Origin of the sequence: Catalinimonas locisalis (assembly GCF_038039535.1) — a bacterium.
Lineage (GTDB): Bacteria > Bacteroidota > Bacteroidia > Cytophagales > Cyclobacteriaceae > Catalinimonas.
Window position 1 is genome coordinate 274,892 of the sequence record NZ_JBBPHP010000001.1, and the last position, 22,044, is coordinate 296,935.

Annotated in this window: 20 protein-coding genes; 8 read left to right on the top strand and 12 right to left on the bottom strand. The window is 42.0% G+C overall.

From position 1 onward, the window contains the following. Positions 1 to 14: 14 nt before the first annotated feature. From amaB to WJR50_RS01250, 5 genes are all read left to right on the top strand, one after another. Positions 15 to 1,580: an L-piperidine-6-carboxylate dehydrogenase gene (gene amaB, locus WJR50_RS01230; RefSeq protein WP_445223445.1), complete on the top strand. Its 1,566-nt coding sequence runs from the start codon at positions 15 to 17 to the stop codon at positions 1,578 to 1,580. Between the two features lie 138 nt (positions 1,581 to 1,718). Beyond that, complete coding sequence (locus WJR50_RS01235) at positions 1,719 to 2,069, top strand: bleomycin resistance protein (RefSeq protein WP_341291386.1); 351 nt, start codon at positions 1,719 to 1,721, stop codon at positions 2,067 to 2,069. A 91-nt stretch (positions 2,070 to 2,160) separates the two neighbouring features. Then, positions 2,161 to 2,691 (top strand): SRPBCC family protein, encoded by a 531-nt coding sequence (locus WJR50_RS01240; protein ID WP_341291387.1) that lies wholly within the window; start codon positions 2,161 to 2,163, stop codon positions 2,689 to 2,691. Then, positions 2,688 to 3,290, top strand: coding sequence for a GNAT family N-acetyltransferase (locus WJR50_RS01245; protein ID WP_341291388.1), 603 nt, complete (start codon positions 2,688 to 2,690; stop codon positions 3,288 to 3,290). Before WJR50_RS01240 ends, WJR50_RS01245 begins: the two co-directional genes overlap by 4 nt. A gap of 202 nt (positions 3,291 to 3,492) precedes the next feature. Next, positions 3,493 to 6,711, top strand: a complete 3,219-nt coding sequence (locus WJR50_RS01250) for a S41 family peptidase (RefSeq protein WP_341291389.1) — start codon at positions 3,493 to 3,495, stop codon at positions 6,709 to 6,711. Between the two features lie 60 nt (positions 6,712 to 6,771). On the opposite strand, the gene WJR50_RS01255 is transcribed toward WJR50_RS01250, so the two are convergent. From WJR50_RS01255 to creD, 3 genes are all read right to left on the bottom strand, one after another. Further along, positions 6,772 to 7,581 (bottom strand): DUF1338 domain-containing protein, encoded by an 810-nt coding sequence (locus WJR50_RS01255; protein ID WP_341291390.1) that lies wholly within the window; start codon positions 7,579 to 7,581, stop codon positions 6,772 to 6,774. A 37-nt stretch (positions 7,582 to 7,618) separates the two neighbouring features. Continuing rightward, positions 7,619 to 8,971, bottom strand: a complete 1,353-nt coding sequence (locus tag WJR50_RS01260; protein ID WP_341291391.1) for a saccharopine dehydrogenase C-terminal domain-containing protein — start codon at positions 8,969 to 8,971, stop codon at positions 7,619 to 7,621. A gap of 72 nt (positions 8,972 to 9,043) precedes the next feature. Next, a complete protein-coding gene (gene creD, locus WJR50_RS01265; RefSeq protein WP_341291392.1) occupies positions 9,044 to 10,465 on the bottom strand; it encodes a cell envelope integrity protein CreD in 1,422 nt (473 codons plus the stop codon). Positions 10,466 to 10,559: 94 nt separating this feature from the next. Between creD and WJR50_RS01270 the strand changes: the two genes are divergently transcribed. Beyond that, positions 10,560 to 11,780 (top strand): NAD(P)-dependent oxidoreductase, encoded by a 1,221-nt coding sequence (locus WJR50_RS01270; protein WP_341291393.1) that lies wholly within the window; start codon positions 10,560 to 10,562, stop codon positions 11,778 to 11,780. Positions 11,781 to 11,841: 61 nt separating this feature from the next. Here WJR50_RS01270 and rho read toward each other — a convergent pair whose 3' ends face one another. Next, positions 11,842 to 13,593: a transcription termination factor Rho gene (gene rho / locus WJR50_RS01275; RefSeq protein ID WP_341291394.1), complete on the bottom strand. Its 1,752-nt coding sequence runs from the start codon at positions 13,591 to 13,593 to the stop codon at positions 11,842 to 11,844. Between the two features lie 304 nt (positions 13,594 to 13,897). On the opposite strand from rho, the gene serS reads away from it, so the two are divergent. Next, entirely contained in the window at positions 13,898 to 15,172 is a 1,275-nt protein-coding gene (serS, locus tag WJR50_RS01280; RefSeq protein ID WP_341291395.1) for a serine--tRNA ligase, read from the top strand. A gap of 58 nt (positions 15,173 to 15,230) precedes the next feature. On the opposite strand, the gene WJR50_RS01285 is transcribed toward serS, so the two are convergent. From WJR50_RS01285 to WJR50_RS01310, 6 genes are read right to left on the bottom strand one after another with little or no spacing between them, the layout of a single operon-like run. Further along, positions 15,231 to 15,593, bottom strand: a complete 363-nt coding sequence (locus WJR50_RS01285; protein ID WP_341291396.1) for a hypothetical protein — start codon at positions 15,591 to 15,593, stop codon at positions 15,231 to 15,233. 9 nt (positions 15,594 to 15,602) lie between these two features. Further along, on the bottom strand, positions 15,603 to 17,054 hold the full coding sequence (locus WJR50_RS01290; protein WP_341291397.1) for a glycosyltransferase family 2 protein: 1,452 nt from the start codon (positions 17,052 to 17,054) through the stop codon (positions 15,603 to 15,605). Continuing rightward, a complete protein-coding gene (locus WJR50_RS01295) occupies positions 17,051 to 18,133 on the bottom strand; it encodes a HEAT repeat domain-containing protein (protein WP_341291398.1) in 1,083 nt (360 codons plus the stop codon). The genes WJR50_RS01290 and WJR50_RS01295 overlap by 4 nt, the downstream gene beginning before the upstream one ends. A 37-nt stretch (positions 18,134 to 18,170) precedes the next feature. After that, entirely contained in the window at positions 18,171 to 19,391 is a 1,221-nt protein-coding gene (locus WJR50_RS01300) for a YaiO family outer membrane beta-barrel protein (RefSeq protein ID WP_341291399.1), read from the bottom strand. Beyond that, the gene (locus tag WJR50_RS01305; RefSeq protein ID WP_341291400.1) at positions 19,388 to 19,762 is read right to left on the bottom strand and encodes a response regulator; all 375 of its coding nucleotides are present in this window, start codon (positions 19,760 to 19,762) and stop codon (positions 19,388 to 19,390) included. Before WJR50_RS01305 ends, WJR50_RS01300 begins: the two co-directional genes overlap by 4 nt. Positions 19,763 to 19,774: 12 nt before the next feature. Further along, positions 19,775 to 20,146: a hypothetical protein gene (locus WJR50_RS01310; RefSeq protein ID WP_341291401.1), complete on the bottom strand. Its 372-nt coding sequence runs from the start codon at positions 20,144 to 20,146 to the stop codon at positions 19,775 to 19,777. A 223-nt stretch (positions 20,147 to 20,369) separates the two neighbouring features. Here WJR50_RS01310 and WJR50_RS01315 point away from each other — a divergent pair, with 223 nt between their 5' ends. Beyond that, the gene (locus WJR50_RS01315; protein ID WP_341291402.1) at positions 20,370 to 20,612 is read left to right on the top strand and encodes a hypothetical protein; all 243 of its coding nucleotides are present in this window, start codon (positions 20,370 to 20,372) and stop codon (positions 20,610 to 20,612) included. Here the strand turns inward: WJR50_RS01315 and WJR50_RS01320 are convergent, their stop codons facing one another. Together WJR50_RS01320 and fmt are read right to left on the bottom strand one after the other, a co-directional pair. Next, the gene (locus WJR50_RS01320; RefSeq protein ID WP_341291403.1) at positions 20,613 to 21,104 is read right to left on the bottom strand and encodes a dihydrofolate reductase; all 492 of its coding nucleotides are present in this window, start codon (positions 21,102 to 21,104) and stop codon (positions 20,613 to 20,615) included. Continuing rightward, positions 21,101 to 22,039 (bottom strand): methionyl-tRNA formyltransferase, encoded by a 939-nt coding sequence (fmt, locus tag WJR50_RS01325; protein WP_341291404.1) that lies wholly within the window; start codon positions 22,037 to 22,039, stop codon positions 21,101 to 21,103. Before fmt ends, WJR50_RS01320 begins: the two co-directional genes overlap by 4 nt. Positions 22,040 to 22,044 lie beyond the last annotated feature (5 nt).

Consider the following 22,044-nt stretch of genomic DNA (forward strand, 5'->3'; position numbering starts at 1 on the left):
AAATTTTTTACATGATGGAAACAACAAAAACATTGACCGAAGAAATACAGCAAATGTTGCAAACCCTGAAGGTAGACAGCCTTAACCCGGCTTTTAGCACCGGGCAGCATTTTGGGAGTGCCACTGAAGGAAAAGTTACGCGTGAAATTCATTCTCCGGTAGATGGTGAGTTAATCGCTACCGTTACTATGGCGGATGAAGCTGTCTATGAAAAAGTGATAGAACAGGCACAGAAAGGTTTTGTGGTGTGGAGTAAGATGCCTGCTCCCCAGCGTGGAGAGATCGTTCGCCAGATCGGACTTAAGCTACGTGAGTACAAGGAGCCGCTGGGCAAACTGGTAACTTATGAGATGGGAAAAATTTATCAGGAAGGCCTGGGGGAGGTACAGGAAATGATAGACATCTGTGACCTGGCCGTAGGGCATTCCCGCCAACTCTATGGATTTACCATGCACTCCGAGCGGCCTAACCACCGCATGTATGACCAGTATCATCCGCTGGGCATTGTGGGCGTAATTTCTGCGTTTAATTTTCCGGTAGCCGTATGGGCCTGGAATGCTATGATCTCCGCAGTCTGTGGCAATGTAGTAGTATGGAAGCCTTCCGAAAAAACACCACTGACCGGTATTGCCTGTCAGAAAATTATAGCCGAAGTCCTCAAAGAAAATAATCTGCCCGAAGGAATTTTTAATCTGATATTGGGTGATGCGGAAATTGGTTCGCTCATGTCGCACGATCGACGTATTCCTTTAGTCTCAGCGACCGGTTCTACCCGCATGGGCAAAAAAGTAGGCGAAGCAGTAGGTGCTCGTTTGGGTAAATCGCTACTGGAACTGGGTGGAAATAATGCTATTATCATTACCGAGCATGCTGATCTGGAAATGGCTATCCGGGCTACCGTATTCGGAGCAGTAGGTACCTGCGGACAACGTTGCACCAGCACTCGCCGCCTGATTATCCACGAAAATATGTACGAGGAAGTGAAAAGCCGTTTGCTCAAAATCTATCCTTCCCTTTCTATTGGAAATCCGCTGGACAAGAAGACTTTGGTAGGACCAATGATTGACAAAGAAGCAGTAGAAAACTTCAAATCTGCCTTACAAAAAGTGCAGGACGAAGGAGGAAAACTTTTACTGGGAGGAGAAGTAATGGAGGGTGATGTCTATAACAGTGGTAATTATGTAAAGCCTGCTCTGGTAGAAGCTGAAGGTCATTATGAAACAGTACAGGAAGAGACTTTTGCGCCTATTCTCTATCTTATCATGTACAAAGGAGATGTAAAGGATGCCATTCGTATTCAGAATGATGTAAAACAGGGACTTTCTTCAGCTATTTTTACCCAGAATCTTTTAGAAGCAGAGACTTTCCTTTCTCATCAGGGCTCAGACTGCGGTATTGCCAATGTGAATATTGGTACTTCGGGTGCGGAGATTGGCGGAGCATTCGGAGGCGAAAAAGATACAGGTGGCGGACGTGAATCTGGTTCCGATGCCTGGAAATTCTACATGCGTCGTCAGACCAATACCATCAACTACAGCACGGAGCTACCGTTGGCGCAGGGGATCAAGTTTGATATCTGATAAGCGTAATCATATTTCTATTCAGCTGTCTCTCACTTAGGGAGATGGCTTTTTTTGGATAAACCCTCAATCAGGGTGATGTATGCATGATCTTTTTTGAAGTACATTTGAAAAATCATTCATCATATTTCCACACCTATGAAACATTTATTGAAAGCTGCCCCGGTACTTGCCTCGCTGGATATGGATAAAACCGTAAATTTTTATACCACTAAGCTCGGCTTCAAAGCGACTTATCACGATGCCGGTTACGGTATTGTAGTACGTGATGATATTGCGATTCACTTCTGGAAGTGTGATAATAAAATCTTTCCGGAGAACACCAGTTGCTATGTTTATGTGCAGGAAGTAGATCAGTTATATCAGGAAATGCAGCAGGCAGGAGTGATTCACCCCAATGGAAAACTGGAAGACAAACCCTGGGGGATGAGAGAATTTGCGATTCTGGACGAAGACGGAAATCTGATTAGGTTTGGACAAAACCTTTAGGCAATAACTTCTCCCCCAGAATACGGGATTTTTCACTGAGAGTATACTTATTTTAAGTATTTTTTTATCTTGCTTAAAAATCCCTAAGCTTATGTCACTACTTAAAAAACTTCTTTTGGGAATAGCCATCGTAGTAGGACTGTTCCTGATTGTCGCCCTATTCCTCCCCGCTTCTTATCACGTAGAGCGCTCCATTGTCATTGACAAATCTGTGAGCGAAGTGTACCCCAAAGTTTCTAATCTGCATCATTGGGCAGAGTGGAACCCCTGGACAGCCAGTGATCCCAGTGTGAAAAATTCTATCTCCGGAACAGGTAAAGATATAGGTTCTGTCTGGGCCTGGGATGGAGAAGAAGTGGGTGTCGGTTCACTTACCTTGCATCAGATAGAGCCGAATAAAAAAATTACTTCTAAATTAGCTTTTGTAGAACCACAAATGTTTGAATCTGACGATATTTGGACTTTTGAAGAAATACCTCAGGGTACCAGAGTCACCTGGATTAATGAAGGAGAACTAAGTTATCCGATAGACCGGATATTCGGCTTATTTCTGGACGGTATGCTAGGGCCGGATTTTGAAAAAGGATTGTCTAATTTAAAGGAGGTAACTGAAAACTCTTGAACGTAAAACTTGCTAACCTTTTTGAGCAGCATATTGAACTCTCTGATAAGCATGTGCTGCTCACCCCCTTTCAGCCTGAGCATGAGGTAAGCTTTGCCAAAATTGCTTTTGATTTTGATATCTGGAAGGTAACCAGCCCTCATATTCGTACAGAGGAAGATCTACATAAGTATACTGAGGAACTTCTTAATGCTCAGAAAAGTAAAAGCAAGTACCCGTTTACCATTATTGAGAAAGCCAGCGGTAGGGTGGCAGGTTGCTCAACCTATATGTCTATTTCACCGGAAAACAATCGTTTGGAAATAGGCTCTACCTGGCTGGGCAAAGACTTTCATGGCACCGGCTTGAATAAGCATTGCAAATTTCTGCTCTTTCGCTATGCTTTTGAAGAACTGGGTGTACGCCGACTTGAACTAAAAACCGATGTGCTCAATATGCGCTCTCGCAAAGCCATAATGAAGATGGGAGCCAAAGAAGATGGGATACTGCGCAGCCATCAAGTGATGCCCGGAGGCAGAGTGCGCGATACTGTGTACTATAGTATGCTGGATCATGAGTGGCCTGAAGTAAAGCAAAGAATATTCGGAGATTTAGCCTAAAATGAAAACACATGAATTCTTGAGCCAAGGTGAACTACTCACTTTGGCTTTTTTTGTGTAATTTAAGCAGCAGTACTGATAGTGCTTGCACTATCCTTTTCAAGCCTAAAACAAGCTACAACGCATGAGCAAATGATGTAGTGTACATACTCAATCGTATGTAATTTCAGCTTGTAATATTTGAAACCCAACCTTATACCTTATGAGAAGCCTTTATATTTTTTTGATTGTTATAGTATTACCGCTGCAAATATGGGCACAAGATGCCCAGCCTTTTGTAAGATACCCGGCCCTTAGCCCGGATGGCAGTACAGTGGCTTTTTCTTATCAGGGAGATATCTGGACAGTACCCGTAGATGGCGGAAGAGCCTATCGCCTTACCATTCACGAAGCCTACGAAGCTATGCCTAAATGGAGTCCTGATGGCTCACAAATCGCTTTTTCAGGAGACCGCTATGGCAATGATGATGTGTATGTGGTTAATGCACAGGGAGGTACCCCCCAAAGGCTCACTTATCATTCTACCGGAGATGAAGTCTCTGGGTGGACGGCTGATGGAAAAGTGCTGTTCGGTACAGAGCGTACCTTTGTGCATGTAGAGCGGGAGCAGGAAATTCACAGCATTAGTGCCAGTGGAGGTACTTCTAACCGAATTCTTGATGCTGTTGGGTATACTGCCGTAAGTTCTCCTGATGATCGTTTCATTGCATTTACCAGAGGTTCCTGCCGTATTGCCCGTGAGGCTTATCGTGGCCCCGCCAACAAAGATGTGTGGCTCTACGATACCCAGTCTGAAGAATATATGCAGCTTACCGATTTTGACGGTAATGACATTTATCCGCAATGGGGTGGAGACCGTACGCTTTTCTTTATCAGTGCCCGAAGCGGAAAGTACAATGTATATCGTCAAACGCTGACAGAAGATGGACAGGCGGAAGGAGAAACTGAGCAAATCACTAGCTATGAAGATGACGGGGTGCGTTATTTTAGTGTGAGTGAGAATGGCAATACCTTGGCAATGGAAAGAGAAACTTCTATTTATATAATGTCGGTCGGAGCAGAAGCTAAAAAACTAGATGTTCAGTTGGCCTCTGATTATCGTTTTGATCCGGAAGAATATAAGACCATGAGCAGTGATGCTGCTGATTATGCGGTTTCGCCTAATGGTAAGTATAATGCCTTAGTTATCCGTGGTGAGATTTTTATTAAAGAAAATGATAAAGACAAAAAAAGGGCGGTCAACGTGTCTCAGCACCCCTACCGCGATATGAACGTACAGTGGCTGAATGACTCCAGTCTGATATTCACTTCCGACCGGGAGGATAACCAATATGACCTCTACCTGCTGCGTTCGGCTGATCCTCAAAGAACCCAATTATACAATACGCTTAAATATGAAGTAGAAAGGCTCACTGACACCGATCAGGACGAAGCTTTCCCTAAAGTATCACCCGATGGAAAGCAAATAGCCTATCTGAGAGGCAGAGGACAAATGGTAGTGGCCGACATTGAAGAGGATGGCAGCCTGGATAATGAAAAAGTGTTACTGGATGGCTGGGATACTGCCGAAGGTGTAAGCTGGAGCCCTGATAGCCAATGGCTCGCCTATTCTCTAAGCGGCTTAAACTTTAACAGCGAAATTTATATTCATCCGGCAGATGATAGTCAGGAGCCGGTTAATGTGAGTATGCATCCTCGCTCCGATTATAGTCCTAGCTGGAGCCCTGACGGTAGCAAGCTGGCTTTCCTGTCAGTGAGGAATAATGGCGATGCTGATGTGTGGTTTGCCTGGCTCAAGGAAGAAGATTGGGAGAAAACACAGCGCGACTGGGAAGATGAAAGTGATGAGGAGGATAAAGAAGATTCCACCAAAACTGTCAATGTGCGCATAGACTTGGAAGATATCCATGACCGGTTGACACAAGTAACCTCTATGCCGGGTAACGAATCGGATATTGCCATTTCAAAAGATGGAGATACTTTCTACTTCGTTACCAATCGGGAAGGCAGGCAGAGTTTTGAGGCAGACCAGGATTTGTATAGCATACAGTGGGATGGCAGTGAGAAAAAAGCCCTGACCAGTGGCGGACAGCAGCCTTATCAGGTGATGATAAGTCCTGAATATAATTACCTCTACCTGCTCAAATCTGGAGGTAATCTGGCCAGAGTAGAATTAAAAAACAGCAATATGGAAAGCCTCCCTTATGCTGCTCAGATGAAAATTGACCATCAGCAGGAGCAGGAGCAGATTTTTGAAGAAGCCTGGCGTACGCTCTATCATGGTTTTTATGATCCTGACTTTCACGGACAGGATTGGCAGGCCCTTCACGACAAATACAAAAGCTGGACAGTACAGGCATCTACCAAAACGGACTTTAGAGACATGTTTAACATCATGCTGGGACAGATTAACGCCAGCCACATGGGGCTGTATAATTCTGACAGGGCAGAGACCCAGGAAGAAAAAACCGGATTGCTGGGCGTAGAAATTGAACCACTTGAAGAAGGGGTAGAGATAGTGCGTATAATACCCGAAAGTCCGGCAGAAAGGAATAATAGCCGTTTGCATCCCAATGATGTGATTCTGGCCATTAATGGTGAACCGGTGAGTGCTTCAGAAAACTTCTATCAGCCCCTTATTAATAAAGCGGATGAAGAAATCTACCTGACTGTCAGGAGAGAAAATAATGAGCAAAGAGAGGTAATCATTCGCCCTACAAGCAGTTTAAATAGTGCGCTATACAATGAGTGGGTAGAAGATCGTCAAAAGCTGACTGAAGAATATTCAGGTGGACGACTAGGCTATCTGCACATACAGGGGATGAACTGGACCAGCTTTGAACGTTTTGAAAGAGAGCTTACCGCCAGCGGCCTGGGCAAAGAAGGCATCGTGATAGATGTACGCTTTAATGGCGGAGGCTGGACAACCGATTATCTGATGGCAGTGCTCAATGTAGATCAGCATGCCTATACTATTCCCAGAGGTGCCGCTGAAGATCTGGATAAAGAACATCGCCAGTTTAAGGAGCACTATCCTTTTGGCGAAAGGCTACCCCTCGCTTCCTGGACCAAACCTTCTATTGCGCTCTGTAATCAGAATAGCTATTCCAATGCAGAGATTTTCTCCCATGCTTATAAAACTCTGGATCTGGGAACGCTGGTAGGTACGCCTACTTTTGGCGCGGTGATTTCTACCGGAGGCAGAGGGTTGATTGACGGTTCATATGTTCGTTTGCCATTCCGTGCCTGGTACGTGAAAGCTACAGAAGAAAATATGGAAAACGGCCCGGCAGTACCGGATATCGTAGTGGAAAACGCCCCCGATAGCAAAGCCAATGGAGAAGATCCGCAACTGAGAAGAGCAGTGGAAGAACTCTTAGAACAGATTGATGATCAAAAATCTTCTTCTTCCAGTGAGTAGAAAATACAAAGGCCGGTAATTGAAATGACCGGCCTTAATTTTTTGCGAATTAAAAGTTCTTTAAGAACTCCGCTTGTCGGTACTTTCAAAGATTTTGTCGGCAGATTTGGCCACAAAACCCTGGTACAGCTTACCATCGGGTAAAGTATAGCGTTGGGCAAACTCATAATAGCAGGAAGGAACTTCCTGCTTACCATCAGAGAAATCAACTTCTACACTGTCTGCCAGAGTAGAAGATTGCTCCAGATAAACGTCTTTAGAACCTTTTACCTCCCCACCACTGTCATTCAGTTTAAAGCCATTTTGTTTGATAAAAGCATTGACCTCACGGATATCGTCAAAGCTAGTCAGCGCATTGACGAAAACAGTAAAATGATTAGGACGATAGCCATGGGCAGCCATCCACGCGGCATATTCACTTTTGGCCCTTAGCTTTTCATAAGTCTCAAAGCTCACTTCCCAGGGACGACCGTTGGAGCAGAAATCAAACTGGCGGGGCGCATTTTCAGGAATTTGCCCGATCAACTCACCCACTAATCGCTGTAATTCATCATCAAACTCTTCAAGCTTCAGTTCGCTGATAAAAATTTTGGGCATTTGCTCATCAGGATGCTGAAAATGCTTGGCATACAATTTCTTTTCTGTGAAATGATAATCCTGCTGATACTCGTAGCCTCCTTTCAGGAAAGATTGTGACAATGCATCTATGCCTACCTTGGGATGGTTAAAAGTACGAAGGGCAATATGATCGTTAATTACTTTGTCACCTCGTTCCAAAAAGAGGTTATAGATCTTCAGGGCCTGAGGGTTCATGCGGGTATAATCTTTCCACATCTTATCAAGCAAATCGGGTAATGTCGTAATACTCATACGAAATGAATTTATGGTAAAAAAATATTTTGATGTATTAAGTTATGGAAGGAGAAGTCAATTGCTCTTCTTCCTCAATAAATTTAATATTTAATTGTGCTAATTCTGCTAATACCGGCTGATAAACTTCTTTGTGCACCGGTATCATCAGTCCACGCTCAGTAATTTTATTTTGCAAAATAAGCTTGGCCACAATGCCAAGCGGATAGCCCACCGTTTTAGACATGGCAGAAAAAGTAGCGATCTGACCAATAGTCACAAGGGATGAAGTTGTTTTTCTGAGTTCACCTTCTAGCTGATACTCTAGCTGATGCTGCATCACGATCATATCTTCATCCTCCGGATCAGCTTTCCATTTATTCTCCAGCAACTGCTGCATCACCTGTGCCGGCGTCGCTTTTTTCAGTCCAATAGGTTTTTCATCCAGTATGCCCAACCACTTGATACGCTGCATTACCTCCGAGCTGATGTCTACGCCAATATAACGGCTAAAATTGGTCAGCAGATCATCTTTACTGTAAGGAAGGTAAGAGCGCGTAAATTCAGCATAAGTCATATTCTCAACATTGCGCACCAGATAGCTGTCATCGGTTAGGCCCAACTGCACAAAAGCATGCCAGGCCGAGCAAAAACCGGGACGACGCAATGTGCCTCTCAGTACGGTTTCAGCCTTATACAATCCGTAAAGCTCTCTATAGTTGAGTGAATCCCGGTTGGGATAAGACTCAAAATCGCCGAATTCAGGAATCTCCACCATCGTCAGTCTTTTGAACAGCTGATGATGCGGTATGTTTTTATAAATGCCTTTGTAAATATATTGGGCCGTACCACCTTTACCGGCCAGTACAACATTGCGAGGATTCCAGGTAAACTTATATCTCCAGGGATTATTATCGGAGCCAGGAGCCATCAGCCCGCCACAAAAAGATTGAAAAGAAGTGACATACCCTCCTTTGGCACGTATATCGTCAATCATTTGCATAGCTGACATATGATCTATTCCGGGGTCCAGGCCACATTCGTACAAGAAGATAAGCCCCTGCGCTTTGATCTGTTCTTCTAACTGCTTTACTTCATCGTCTACATAAGAAGCGGTGAGCAAATGTTTTTTCAGCTCAATGCAGGATTCCGCCACATGGATATGAAAACGAGCCGGAAGCATGGAAATGACCAGATCGGCTGCTTGCATTAAGTTTTCGCGAGCAGAAGTATCTAATACATCCAGAGAGGAAGCCTGCACATTCTCATACTTACTTTCGTATTGGCGGGTAATATCAGGAGCGGCATCCACAACCTGAATCTGCCAGTCATTTTTTTGCCCTTCTTTGCTCAAATAATCAATCAAAGCAGCTGCAGACCTACCTGCTCCGAGTATTAAAATCTTCTTCATACTAAATACATATTAATATTGGCTGACTCTAATCATATCTACGAAGAGCCACCTCAATAGATTTTGTGTTTTCTACTCATCCTCCCGCTCGGATATCGCGTACCAGTCTATTTTTCTGGAAATGTACATAACCACTGCCAGAATAATAAACAGCGCAATACTGCCAATAAGCAGCGCATAATCCTGCAACTGCAGAAGCGTAAAAATAAAGCCGTACATCAGCAAAAGTAGTAAGGTTAACATGCTGGTAAGCTTTTTATGTTTAAAAATCGCCTGTACGTAAATCGCAATCAGGCTGGTAACCATGACAGTAGCAATGATATAGGCGAGGTTAAAACTGGTATGCTCAGAGATAGCGACCAATAAGGTAAAGAATATACAGAGCGCCAGCCCTACCAAAAGATATTGGATCGGATGAATCCGTTTGCGGGTCAGAATTTCTACAAAGAAAAAAGTAAGAAAAGTAAGGGCAATGAACATGATCGCATATTTCACCGAGCGCATACTTTTCTGGTACTGATCTACCGGCAACAGTAGGTTAACACCAAAGCCATAACTTTGACTATTTCCCTGTAATGCAGCTTCTGTGCGATAAGGAGGATACAAATAATCATCCTCAGGAGGAGCAATGTTTTCCAGCGGAAAAACGTACTGATCGCCTTTCCAGACTTGAGGAAAATTTCGGTTGAGATGCAAAACCTGCCATTGGGCATGGAAGCCTCCCTCATCAACATTGTGCTCATCAGGTAAGAACGCACCCACAAAACTGGGGTTGGTCCATGGTGAAGTCAGTTCAACATTAGTTGTTTTCCCTAATGGTAAAAAGCCTAAAGAACCACTTCCGTTGAGTTCAATGCTGAAATTAAAATTATAAGTCCGGGAAGTAGAATCTATCGGAGCATTAACACTTACGCCTGAAGACAGCACATTGCCCGGACCAGCTCCCGGATCAAAAGCATACTCCTTTTCTTTCCATTCTATGATAATACTTTGTTCAATGCCCCGCATATCTGGTATGCCAAGTGCGATGGAAGCATCTTCCCAACGCATTTGGCCCTCACTAAGATTGATCATTTCCAGGTTCGGAGCAGGAAAATATCCACTAAAATTCAAAACTGAACGATATACTACAGCTTCATAAATGCCCCGATGGCGCAGCTCAGGAGAAATGGTAGCATTTATGGATAATTCATCAGGAAGGAAGTGAGCATATTCGGTAGTCTCTACCAATTGATTATCACTATTTCTATAAGAAGTACGAAAGGGAATCGTTAAGATAGGGCCAGCCAGTGTTTGTGCATTTGCCCAGGAAGAACTCACTTCGCGTATGGCCTGCTGACGATAGTTTTGCCGCTCCCGGATCAGGCTTTCAATCATGGAAGTAGGGATCAGTAGCAGTAGTATCAAAATGACTACGGATGCAATGCGAAGCGTGATAGAATTACGAGTCCAGGTGCTGAACCGCTCGTAAAAAGTTTTGGTTTTTCCCGGCATAGAATTTTAATAAGTTCGCGTCATATGTAACGAATGAACGGATTAAATATTAACATTCCACGGGGAAGTAAGTAAAATAAGAAAACAACATTTTATGCCTGAAATAAATATAGCCCTGATCAGAGAAGGGAAAATACCTGTAGATAGAAGAGTTACTTTAACTCCTCAACAGGCTGTTGAGGTGCAGAAAAAATTTCCTCATGTAAAAGTATACTGCCAGCGCAGTGAACATCGCTGCTTCAGTGATGCTCAGTATCAGGAATTGGGTATTACGCTGGTAGATGATGTCAGCCACTGTGATATTTTGCTGGGGGTGAAGGAAGTGCCTATTCCAGAACTTATAGCGGATAAGACCTATCTTTTTTTCTCCCATACCATCAAAAAGCAGGCTTATAACAGAGAACTGTTGCAGCAAATCTTGAAAAAGAATATTCGCCTGATTGATTATGAACGCCTTACCAATGATAAAGGTAATCGCATTGTGGCCTTCGGCCGTTTTGCGGGCATTGTAGGCGCATATAATGGTCTTTACACCTATGGCCAAAAATCAGGTTTGTATGATATTCGTAGAGCCAAGGATTGTTATGATCTGGAGGATCTAAAAACAGAATATGCAAAAATAAAATTGCCGCCCATCAAGATTGCGCTTACCGGGGCAGGAAGAGTAGCCAAAGGGGCAATGGAAGTATTGGATGGTGTAGGTGTACGTAAAGTCACACCCAAAGAATATTTGGAGGAGAGTTTTGATGAGCCAGTCTACGCCCAATTATTTGTGACAGACTATAACCTCAAAAAAGGTGGCGGAGATTTTAGCCGGCAGGAGTTCTTTAAGCATCCCGAACAATTTGAGCCGGGGTTTCAGCCTTACACTAAGGTGACAGACCTATTTATCGCAGGCGCATTCTGGGATCATAGAGCGCCTGTCCTGTTTTTCAGAGCAGATATGTTGGCGGATGATTTCCAGATCAAGGTGATCGCCGACATCACCTGCGATATTGAAGGTTCCATTCCATCTACCAAGCGACCTTCCACCATTGAAAAACCGGTATATGATTATGATCCTCAGGAAGATAAAGTGGTAGATGAACCTTATACAGAGAATACAAATGTAAGTGTGATGGCTATTGATAATCTGCCTTCTGAACTTCCCCGAGACGCATCCCGCTCCTTTGGAGAAAATCTGATCAAGTATGTGTTTCCAAATTTGCTGGGTGAAGATGATGGTATGATTGCCCGAGCCACCATCACCGATCAACGTAGGCTTACTCCACCTTATCAATATCTGCAGGATTATGTAGAGGGGAAAGGTGAATAAGTAATTAAAAAGGCTATTGACATTTGCCAATAGCCTTTAGCTAAACTGTATAGTGTATGTCTTAACCGTTCATGGATACCAGGAACTCGTCATTATCCTGCGTACCTTTCATACGCTGCAATAAGAACTCTATAGCTTCCTGAGAGGTCATATCAGACATTAGCTTTCTGAGTATCCATACGCGAGAAAGTTCGTCTTTTTCCATAAGCAGGTCTTCACGACGTGTACCCGATGCAGGAACATCAATAGCAGGGTAAATACGCTTGTTGGCCAGCTTACGGTCAAGCTGAAGTTCCATATTACCAGTACCTTTAAATTCTTCAAAGATCACCTCATCCATCTTAGAGCCGGTTTCTATCAGCGCAGTAGCGATAATGGTTAACGAACCACCGTTTTCTACATTACGAGCTGCCCCAAAGAAACGCTTAGGCTTGTGTAGTGCATTTGCATCCACACCACCAGAAAGGATTTTACCGGAAGAAGGAACAGTAGTGTTATAAGCGCGGGCCAGACGAGTGATAGAGTCAAGCAGGATCACTACATCATGTCCGGATTCTACCAGGCGCTTGGCCTTTTCCAGTACGATGCTGGAAACTTTTACATGCTTTTCAGCCTGCTCATCAAAGGTAGAAGCGATGACCTCACCATTTACACTGCGCGCCATATCGGTTACCTCTTCAGGGCGTTCGTCTATGAGGAGGATCATCAGATACACTTCAGGATGGTTCTCAGCAATAGCATTAGCCAGTTCTTTGAGTAATACGGTTTTACCAGATTTGGGCTGAGAAACGATCATACCACGCTGTCCTTTACCAATAGGAGAGAAAAGGTCCAGAATACGGGTAGAATAACGGCCTGATTTGGTCTGAAGATTTAGTCTTTCATTAGGGAAAAGAGGCGTAAGGTATTCAAAAGGAACACGGTCACGAATCTCATCGGTGGTTTTACCGTTGACCGACTCTACTCTTAAAAGCGCAAAATATTTTTCACCTTCCTTAGGAGGGCGAATTTGCCCTTTTACGGTATCACCGGTTTTTAAGCCAAACAGTTTAATCTGTGAAGGAGAAACATAGATATCGTCGGGGCTGGCTACATAGTTGTAGTCAGAAGAACGAAGGAAACCATAACCGTCCTGCATAATCTCCAGCACCCCGTCATTCTCAATTAAGCCATCAAATTCTTTGATAGGAACAGCTTGCTGATTTCCTCTGTCTCTGTTCTCTCTGTGTGGCTTTTTGTTATCGGGACGAGAATCGCGGTTCTCGTGATTTTCTTTTTTGTGCTTAGGGTGTTGGCTCTCTTTACCTTCTTTTTCTTTACCACGATCTTCTTTGGATTCTGACTTAGGCTCTGATGGGCGGGAAGTTTTTTGATCTTTATCGTCAACCTCAATATTGAAAGAATCTAGCAAGTCGCTGGTATCGTCGGAGTCACCTTCATTTTGAGGATTGTCAGTAACATTTACACGGTTCATGCGGCGGGGGCGAGTACGCTCTTCGCGTTGCTGATCCTGAGACGAGGGTTTGCTTTCCGGCTTATTACTTTCTTCTTTACCTTTATTAGTATTAGATTTTTGACCAGGTTTTCTTCTAGCTTTAGGTTTAGCCTTGGGTTTGGCCTCTTCTTCGCTTTGTTTACTTTCGGTTGGCTTCTTGCTCGGAAGCTTATCATCAGGCAGCACAGCCTGCTGATCAAGTATTTTATAAATTAAATCCTGCTTATTAAGTTTTTTGTAATTTTTTAAATTTAGCTCTTCAGCAATCTCTCTCAACTCAGAAAGAAGTCTGACCTGTAGTTCATCAATGTTGTACATAGGAAAAATTAAGTGGTGCTAAAAATTAAATCCATCTAGGAAAAAGTCTAGCTTAATTTAATTTGGAATGAATTTTTTAAATAAATAAAAGGCTTTCAAAAGGACAATGCAGTGTTGTGAAGTGTCTGACTGAGGGTAAAGATACCTTTTCGTCCGAATTGATGATGCAATTATATTTTACCCACTGCTAATTGTCAAGAAAAATAAGATAATTTTGTGAAGTCAACGCAAGCATGTCAACTTGAGTTCACAACTACATAGTTAAAAAGAAAAATTTACTTCGTTAACAAATTATTTTTTCAAAATGTTACAAATCTCCTTTTTAAGAGAAAATCAGGAAAAAGTAGTAGAAGGTTTACAGAAAAGACATTTTCCGGAAGCAGGAAAGGCAGTAAAAACTGTGGTTGAAAAAGATCAGCAACGCAGGAGTACCCAAACTGAGTTGGATGAGATTCTCAAATCGCTTAACATTCTTTCTAAAATGATAGGGCAATTCATGAAGGAAGGAAAAAAGAGCGTAGCAGAAGAGCACAAGAAAAAGAGCATAGCACTGAAAGAACGCAGTAAAACTTTAGGAGAACAGCTCAAACAATATGAGGAAGAACTGTCTCAACTTTTATACAATCTACCCAATCTTCCCAATGATAAAGTGCCTGAAGGCAAAACCTCTGATAATAATCAGGTGGTAGAGCAGCACGGAAAAGTACCTGAGCTACCGAATACAGCCAAACCTCATTGGGAGCTGATTGAGCAGTACGACATTATTGATTTTGAGCTGGGCAATAAAATTACCGGTGCAGGTTTTCCGGTATACAAAGGAAAAGGAGCGAAGCTGCAGCGTGCTTTGGTTAATTTCTTTTTGGATGAAGCCGAAAAAGCAGGCTATCATGAGGTACAGCCTCCAGTGGTGATCAATGAAGATTCGGGATATGGCACAGGTCAGTTACCTGATAAAGAGGGACAGATGTATCAGCTAGTGAATGAAAAACTGTACCTGATCCCTACTGCTGAGGTTCCTATCACCAATTTATACAGAGATGTTATGCTGAAAGAAGACGATCTTCCGATCAAGCATGTAGGGTTTACACCCTGTTTTCGTAGGGAAGCAGGTTCATGGGGCGCTCATGTAAGGGGGCTTAATCGTCTGCACCAGTTTGATAAGGTAGAGATTGTGCGTATTCATCGTCCGGAAGATTCTTACCAGGCGCTGGAAGAGATGGCATTGTATATCCGCTCATTGTTAGAAAAACTTGAGTTGCCTTACCGAGTACTTAATCTCTGTGCGGGAGACCTTGGGTTCACTTCCGCCCAAACGTATGATATGGAAGTGTATTCGGCTGCGCAGAAAAAATGGCTGGAAGTAAGCTCAGTAAGTAATTTTGAGACCTATCAGGCAAACCGCCTGAAGCTTCGCTATAAAGACAGTAACAATCAGACGCAGTTATTGCATACGCTGAACGGAAGCGCACTGGCCTTACCCAGGATAGTAGCGGCCATTCTGGAGAATAATCAAACAGAAAAAGGGATAAGAATTCCTAAAATTTTGGTGCCTTATACAAGGTTTGAAAATATTGATTAACTTCAGGTACAGCTGGAAAATTTAGATAAGAAAGCTCTTTTTTATAAGGCTTTCTTATTTAATCAAGCCATGAGTAATGGAGCTGTAATTGATGAATGATTATCTCGCAATGGCTTTTTACCCTACTAGCGGACTCATTCAATTCTTCAGCAGTCTTCAAGTGATTGATGATATTGATAGTGGTCTTAATCTCATCTGATAGTTCAGTGAGATCAAGTTTCCTGAAGGTAGGTTTGTATTTCTGATAAATAAAGGAAAGCAGTCTTGAGTCCTGATTGATCAGACTAACAGCATAAATATCTTTCAGGTCCTGAAAGGATTTGAAGTATTGGTCAGCTAACTTTTTTTCCTGCACAAAATCTCCCTGAGATAATTCCAGCAGCTTCTCTCTTATGTTGTATAGCTTGTTATTTATCTGCATATAGCATTTTTAGGCAGTTACCTTGGTCTGTTGCTCAGAAATCGTATTCTTAAACCCTTTTCTTTTCATAGTACCCCAGCTTTTCTTCCCAAAAAGAAGATCAAGGTAGCCCTTAAGTACATTGAAAAGGATAATAGGATGGTATAAAACAGGCTCTAAAAGAGCAGTAAGTGCAAGCTTGGCTGTATCTGAGCGTTTACTGTATTTGTGAAACGAAAACTCTTCTGCTACCAAGGCAAGCATTGAAATAAATACGGCAAAAGCATATACCAAAGCCAGCAAAGCAAAGAAATATGTCCAATTGATAGCTCCCCAGATCAGCAACCCAATGAAATACAAAATCCCGATAATTTCTATGTAGGGAGCAAGGTATTCAAATAAGAACCAGTAAGGGAAACTCAATATTCCCATTAGACCATAACGAGGGTTAAGGCAAATCTGGCGATGACGGTACAATGTTTCGGCAGTTCCTCGGGCCCAGCGGTTTCTTTGGCGCCCCAGTATTCCAACTTCTGAAGGTGCCTCAGTCCAGCAAAGAGGGTCAGGAATATAAGATACTTTGTACTTTTGTTTAATCTTATGCATGTAGCGGCGCATGCGTACCACCAGCTCCATATCTTCACCCACAGTATTGGTAGAGTACCCTCCTGCTTTGATAGCAATCTGCTTGTCAAATAAGCCAAAAGCTCCGGAAATGATAAGCAGTCCATTAAGCTTGCTCCATGCAATACGGCTGAGCAAAAATACCCTGAGATACTCCAGTGTCTGAAAGCGCGCCAGCAGGTTTGAAGGAAGTTGTACGTTAACTAAACTGCCATCTTCTACTTTGCAAGAGTTGGCTACTCTGACAATGGCACCAGTTGCGATCACTCTTGTCTTACTGCGGAGAAAGGGACGTACCATTTTAAGCAGTGCATCAGGAGCGATGATGGAGTCAGCATCCATCGTAGCTACCAGTTTGCTGGCAGAAATGTTGAGTCCGGCATTGAGTGCATCTGCTTTGCCTCCGTTTAGTTTATCTATGAGGATCAGCTTTCCGAATGCCCTGTTTTTAGATTTGTATATCCCTAAGATTTTGCGGGTAGGAAGCAAACCTGATGTTTTTTGTTCAATAGGAATTAGTTGGAAGTAGTCAATCAAACTTCTTAGGGAATTATCAGTACTTCCATCATTGATGACAATCACATCATAATTATTGTATTGTAATGAAAGCAAAGACCTCACGCTATCTATAATATTTTTCTCTTCATTATACATAGGTACTAGCAGTGAGATGGATGGAGCTGAAGGCGATGATAAAACAGCCTGATCATCTACGTGTCTGTTCCTGCGGATATATTTTCTTGTTTCCAGAATAGAGACAATAGCTAAAAATAGGTTTACCAATGAAATAGCTACGGCATAAAAGAAAATCAGATGCTCAGAGATAAACACTATAGTTCTTACACTTAACTCTTTCATAGGGTATTACTGTTATGAAGTGTGTGCTTATAAAGGCTCTTTGGGTTGCTAAATGATCTTTCATGAATTTCAGCGATTGCCAGTCGGGCTGCATCGCAAATCCCGGGAGATTGCTGGTGCAAAAAAGGCTGGAGTAAATTGGCATGGAAAACCTGGCCAAGCTTACCAATTGCGTAGATTGTTCTGATTTTTAGCGACTCGTTATTACTATCCAACAGGTTGAATATGCTGCTCAGGTACTGCTTGGCTTCCAAAGCTTCCAGTGTGCTTACTGCCTCAGCTTTTACTTCATCATCAAGATGGTAGAGTAAGGTCGCAATGTCTTCTAAAGCATCATTCTGCTTAAAGAGAGCCATCATTCGCAGAATAAAAACAATTGCCGAAGGCTCGTATACATTTAACCAGCGAGAAAAATTAGAAATTGATTCATGAGGGAGCACTTCTAAATGATAGCGAAGCTGAATTTGTAACCACTCACTAATTGTGCTTTTTTGTTGAGGCAGAAAACTAAGCATGTGAGGAGAATTCATCCGGACGGCAGCTAGCTTAACTTCATCGGCTAACAAGGTTTGAGGAACAGTCTGCCATTCTACAAATGCTTTATCCAATTCTGGACAATGACACCCAATTTCTGATAGTTCACGTACGCCCTTAATTTTTTGAAGTGTATGTTTACTTTTGAGCTTCGCAATAGATTCCTGTTGTAATCCTAAACAAACGTACAGCTGCTGAAATTGCCTTTTTGCATTACCACTAAAGCTTTTCTTAAGCTCAATAAGGAGGTCTATCATCAACTGCTTTTGCTCCCTGTTCTTTAGCTCATTTTCTTTGAATTTGTTGACGATCAAAGTGGTAGAAGATAAGACTTCTTCTTTATTGCTCTCAACCAGGGCATCATAAATAAAGTACTGATAGCGAAACCGCAATGTAGCATGTCTTTGCTCTCGTAGTACCAAATACCATCGGCGAGCATAAAGTATCATCATCGTCATGATACTTAGCGTAATCAGTAGTATGGCAATGAATATAAAATAAACAATCTCGGTAGGATACTTACTCAATATATCCCAATAGGACATAAAATAGGAGAAGGTATATGACAGAATATTTTTCAAACTAAAACCTCCTTTCCAGATGGATAGTAAAACTAAGGCGATCAGTAGTCCTGACCTCAGGATATTCTTCCTGTTGAAATTCTACAGATGAGCGGATGAGCCACAACCTTTTCTTTATGGGGTGCTGATAATCAATTCCTATCCAACTGGCATTCAGTCTTTGTACTTCTACCAGACTATTAACCTTTAAGGGCGTAGCACCACTTCCCAGATAAAGTGTAGTATAATGATCTTCATTTTGAAGATATCTCCTTGCTGTAAGTAATCCAGTAAAAGGGGTAGTGTTTTCTAAAGTAGACATATATACTCTTGCAGAAAGCCAGTAGGCAGGAAAATAGCGTCCTAACTGAGCAGTGTAGATATGGATAGGCAAATCTTGAAAATAAAGTCCTCTCACTCCGGCTGAAGCCTCCCAAGCATTAGGAAGGAGCCTGAAAATTTCTGCACCCCAGCGGGCTTTGGGAAAAACTGTCGCGTTTGAAATACCCACATTCAAATAAGCATAAGTACTGGCATCAATTTGAGGATATGCATCTACTTCTGCCTGAACTCCCTGCTGATCAAACATCTGAGCATATTGTATCCTGCCAATCAACAAAGTATGAGGGAGCTTTCTCTGATAAAAAGCAGTGAACTGATGCCAGGGAGTAAAAGTGTTGCTGAAACGGCTTTGTGTATATTCCACTCCAACAGCATTTTTTCGTCTTAGCACTTCCACCTTTTCCTTTAAATCTTTTGCGTCTTTGTGGAGCTTTGCTGAATCTTCTGCTTGGAGGAGGGTATCTAAGGTACTGATGGCTTCTTCATATTGCTTTTGGGCAGTAAGGGCTTGTGCACGGATATACATTAGGGTTTCATTGTCAGGGAAAAGCCTCAACCCTTCATTGGCAGCTACTACAGATTTTACATTCTCCCCAGCCCAATAATTAATTCTGGCGATGGCTTCCAATACTTCTTCCGTTGGTGAAAAACGTTTGGCAAGAAAGTTAAGCTGACGTAGCGCAGGCACGAATTCTCCATCCCACGCGCTTACCATAGCGCGCATGAAAAGAGCATCATAATGTTCAGGAAGCTGATCTAAAATAATATTTAAATCATGATGTGCCTGGGCATAGTTACCATCAAAAGCATGCTGACGGGCTGCATGATAAAGGGAGTCAGTCTGACTAAAAGCTAAAAAAGCAATGTGTAATACGACTATAGTACACAGATACCTTTTCATGAAGCCTGGGTCATCATGTTAACCTCCTGTATACACTCCATAAGTTGTCTAAGGTCAAAAGGCTTAGTCATAAAACGGTTAGCCCCCATCTCCAGGGCTTCTTTTTGGATATGCTCTAAGCCAATTGAAGAAACCACAATAATATAAGCGCTGAGCTTTAGAGTTTCCCTGATGTACTCAACCAATTCAGTACCTGAAGCTACTGGCATTAATAAATCAGTAATAATCATATCAGGCTGGTGTTTCTTAGCAAGCTGGATGGCATTTTTTCCATTGGCCGCAGTGAAAACATCGTATTCCCCCAAATTTCTTAACTGATGTGCTACCAATTGTAACATGATATCATCATCATCCACTATCAGTATTTTCATAGGATTAATTCTTTATCTGATGAAACTAATCACTTTTTGTCCTTCCATGCTTACTTGCCAGTAATTCAAGCTTTCCGAAGAATTTTTAGGTAAAGCAAACTCATAAAAACCTGGATTTAATGCCTGCTCACGTACTGCCTCCTTTGATTCACCCATAAGGTTATAAGCACTGATTGTCAGAAGCTGAACAGAGTCGCTCAGGTGGATTAGTATTCTTGATTGACCCTCTTTATCGGTATCAAACTGAAAATGAAGGACTTCAGAATCTTTGACTTTGTCTTCGGGAATTTTCTTCTTCTCGATACTTGCATGAATTTGCTCTGTAACCACAGAATCTGCAATTGCCAGCAGAGGAGTATCCTGTGCATAAACGCTATAGCTCAAAGACCACAAACTATATAAAAATAGAAATATACAGTATTTCATATGCATGTAAATATATTTCAAAAATAATATAAAATATATTAATAATACAAATAAATACTTAATAAAATTGTACCTGAGCAAGAAATACAGTGAATAAGACAAAAAAGTGGTTTGCAGGCTGAGGAAAAGTATGTTAGATTAAAAATGTAATAAATTGGTGACTTTAGAATAAAATTAGCACATGAGAGTAATTGGAGAAGTACCACATGAGAAGTGTAAGATTACAATTTTTGCCTGGAACAATAAATATTTAATCAAATTGGAAAGAGGAGTGATTGAACAAACCTTCAAGGTACCTGAAATGGATGTAACAGGTGATGATGATATAAAAAAGATGCTTGAAGGAAAGTTTATGGAAAAAGCAGTGGCCCGATTTGAGGAAATGGAGGCTTCTCTTTTTGAAGCTTTAGAATCTTTATATTAACTACCTTTTCAGATATTCTACAAAAGCGTAGGGGTAAGGGTTCTTTTCATCAGCTTCATGCTCTTCACGATTACTTTCTTTCCAGTAGCTACTATCAATATCAGGGAAAAAAGCATCACCCTCAAAAGTTGATTTGATTTCTGTGATGTACATTTTATCAGCTTTATTAAGCGTTTGCTGATAAATTTCAGCCCCACCTAAAATAAAAACCTCGTCTTGCTGGTGTTCTTGAGCTATCTGAAAAGCTTTGTCGATATTATCTACTACAAAACAGCCTTTAGCCTCAAAATCAGGATTGCGGGTAATAATGATATGAGTACGGTGGGGTAGCGGCCCATTCATAGATTCAAAAGTTTTTCTTCCCATAATCACATAATGCCCTTTGGTAGTATTCTTGAAGAATTTCAGGTCAGCTGGCATATGCCATACCAGATCATTTTCTTTACCAATGACATTATTGACCGATTTGGCAGCAATTATAGATTTGATCATAGGGTGTTACCTCTTAAAAATTCCTCTACAGACATTCTTTTCCTTCCTTCAATCTGAAGTTCATCAAAGGATAAAAGGTAGTCTTGTGTCTGAATATGAATAAAGTTTTTATTATCAGTGATGTATTGTCCGGCTGCAAGATTGGGGTTTTTCTCATGCGTATTGGAAATGGAATAGACCTTACAAATTTTTTCACCTGTACGAGTATCCAGGGTAGTCCAGGCAGCAGGGTAGGGGGATAGCCCTCGCACAAAATTTCGTATCTGTTCAGCGGACTGGTTCCAATCAATTTTACATGTTTCCCGATGAATCTTGGGAGCCGATTGAAGCTTTATACCTTTTGTATTTTGAGGCTGCAATTGATAATCATTGTTGGCAATAGCATTTACGGTTTTAAGGACCAGCTTACTACCTTTTTGCATGAGCCTTTCATACAATGAGCCCGCTGTATCATCAGGGTGTATAGGTTCTTTTTCCTGAAAAAGTATGTTTCCGGTATCTATTTCATGGGTAAGCATAAAGGTGGTAACGCCGGTTTCGGTTTCACCATTCATAATGGCCCAGTTGATGGGCGCTGCCCCACGATACTGGGGCAAATAAGAAGCATGTAAGTTAAATGTCCCTATTTCCGGCATATCCCATACAAGTTCAGGTAGCATTCGAAATGCAACTACCACCTGTAGATTAGCATGGTAGCTTTTTAGCTCCTTATGGAAATCAGGACTCTTAAGATTGGTAGGCTGAAGTACAGGGATGTTATGTTCTAACGCATAAGCTTTTACCGGAGAAGGTATCACTTTCTGTCCTCGTCCCCGTGGTTTGTCTGCCGCAGTAACCACTGCCACTACCTCAAATTGATTTTCAACCAAGATTTGTAGTGAAGGAACAGCAAACTCGGGAGTCCCCATAAAAATGATCCTGAGATTTTTCTTCATAAATA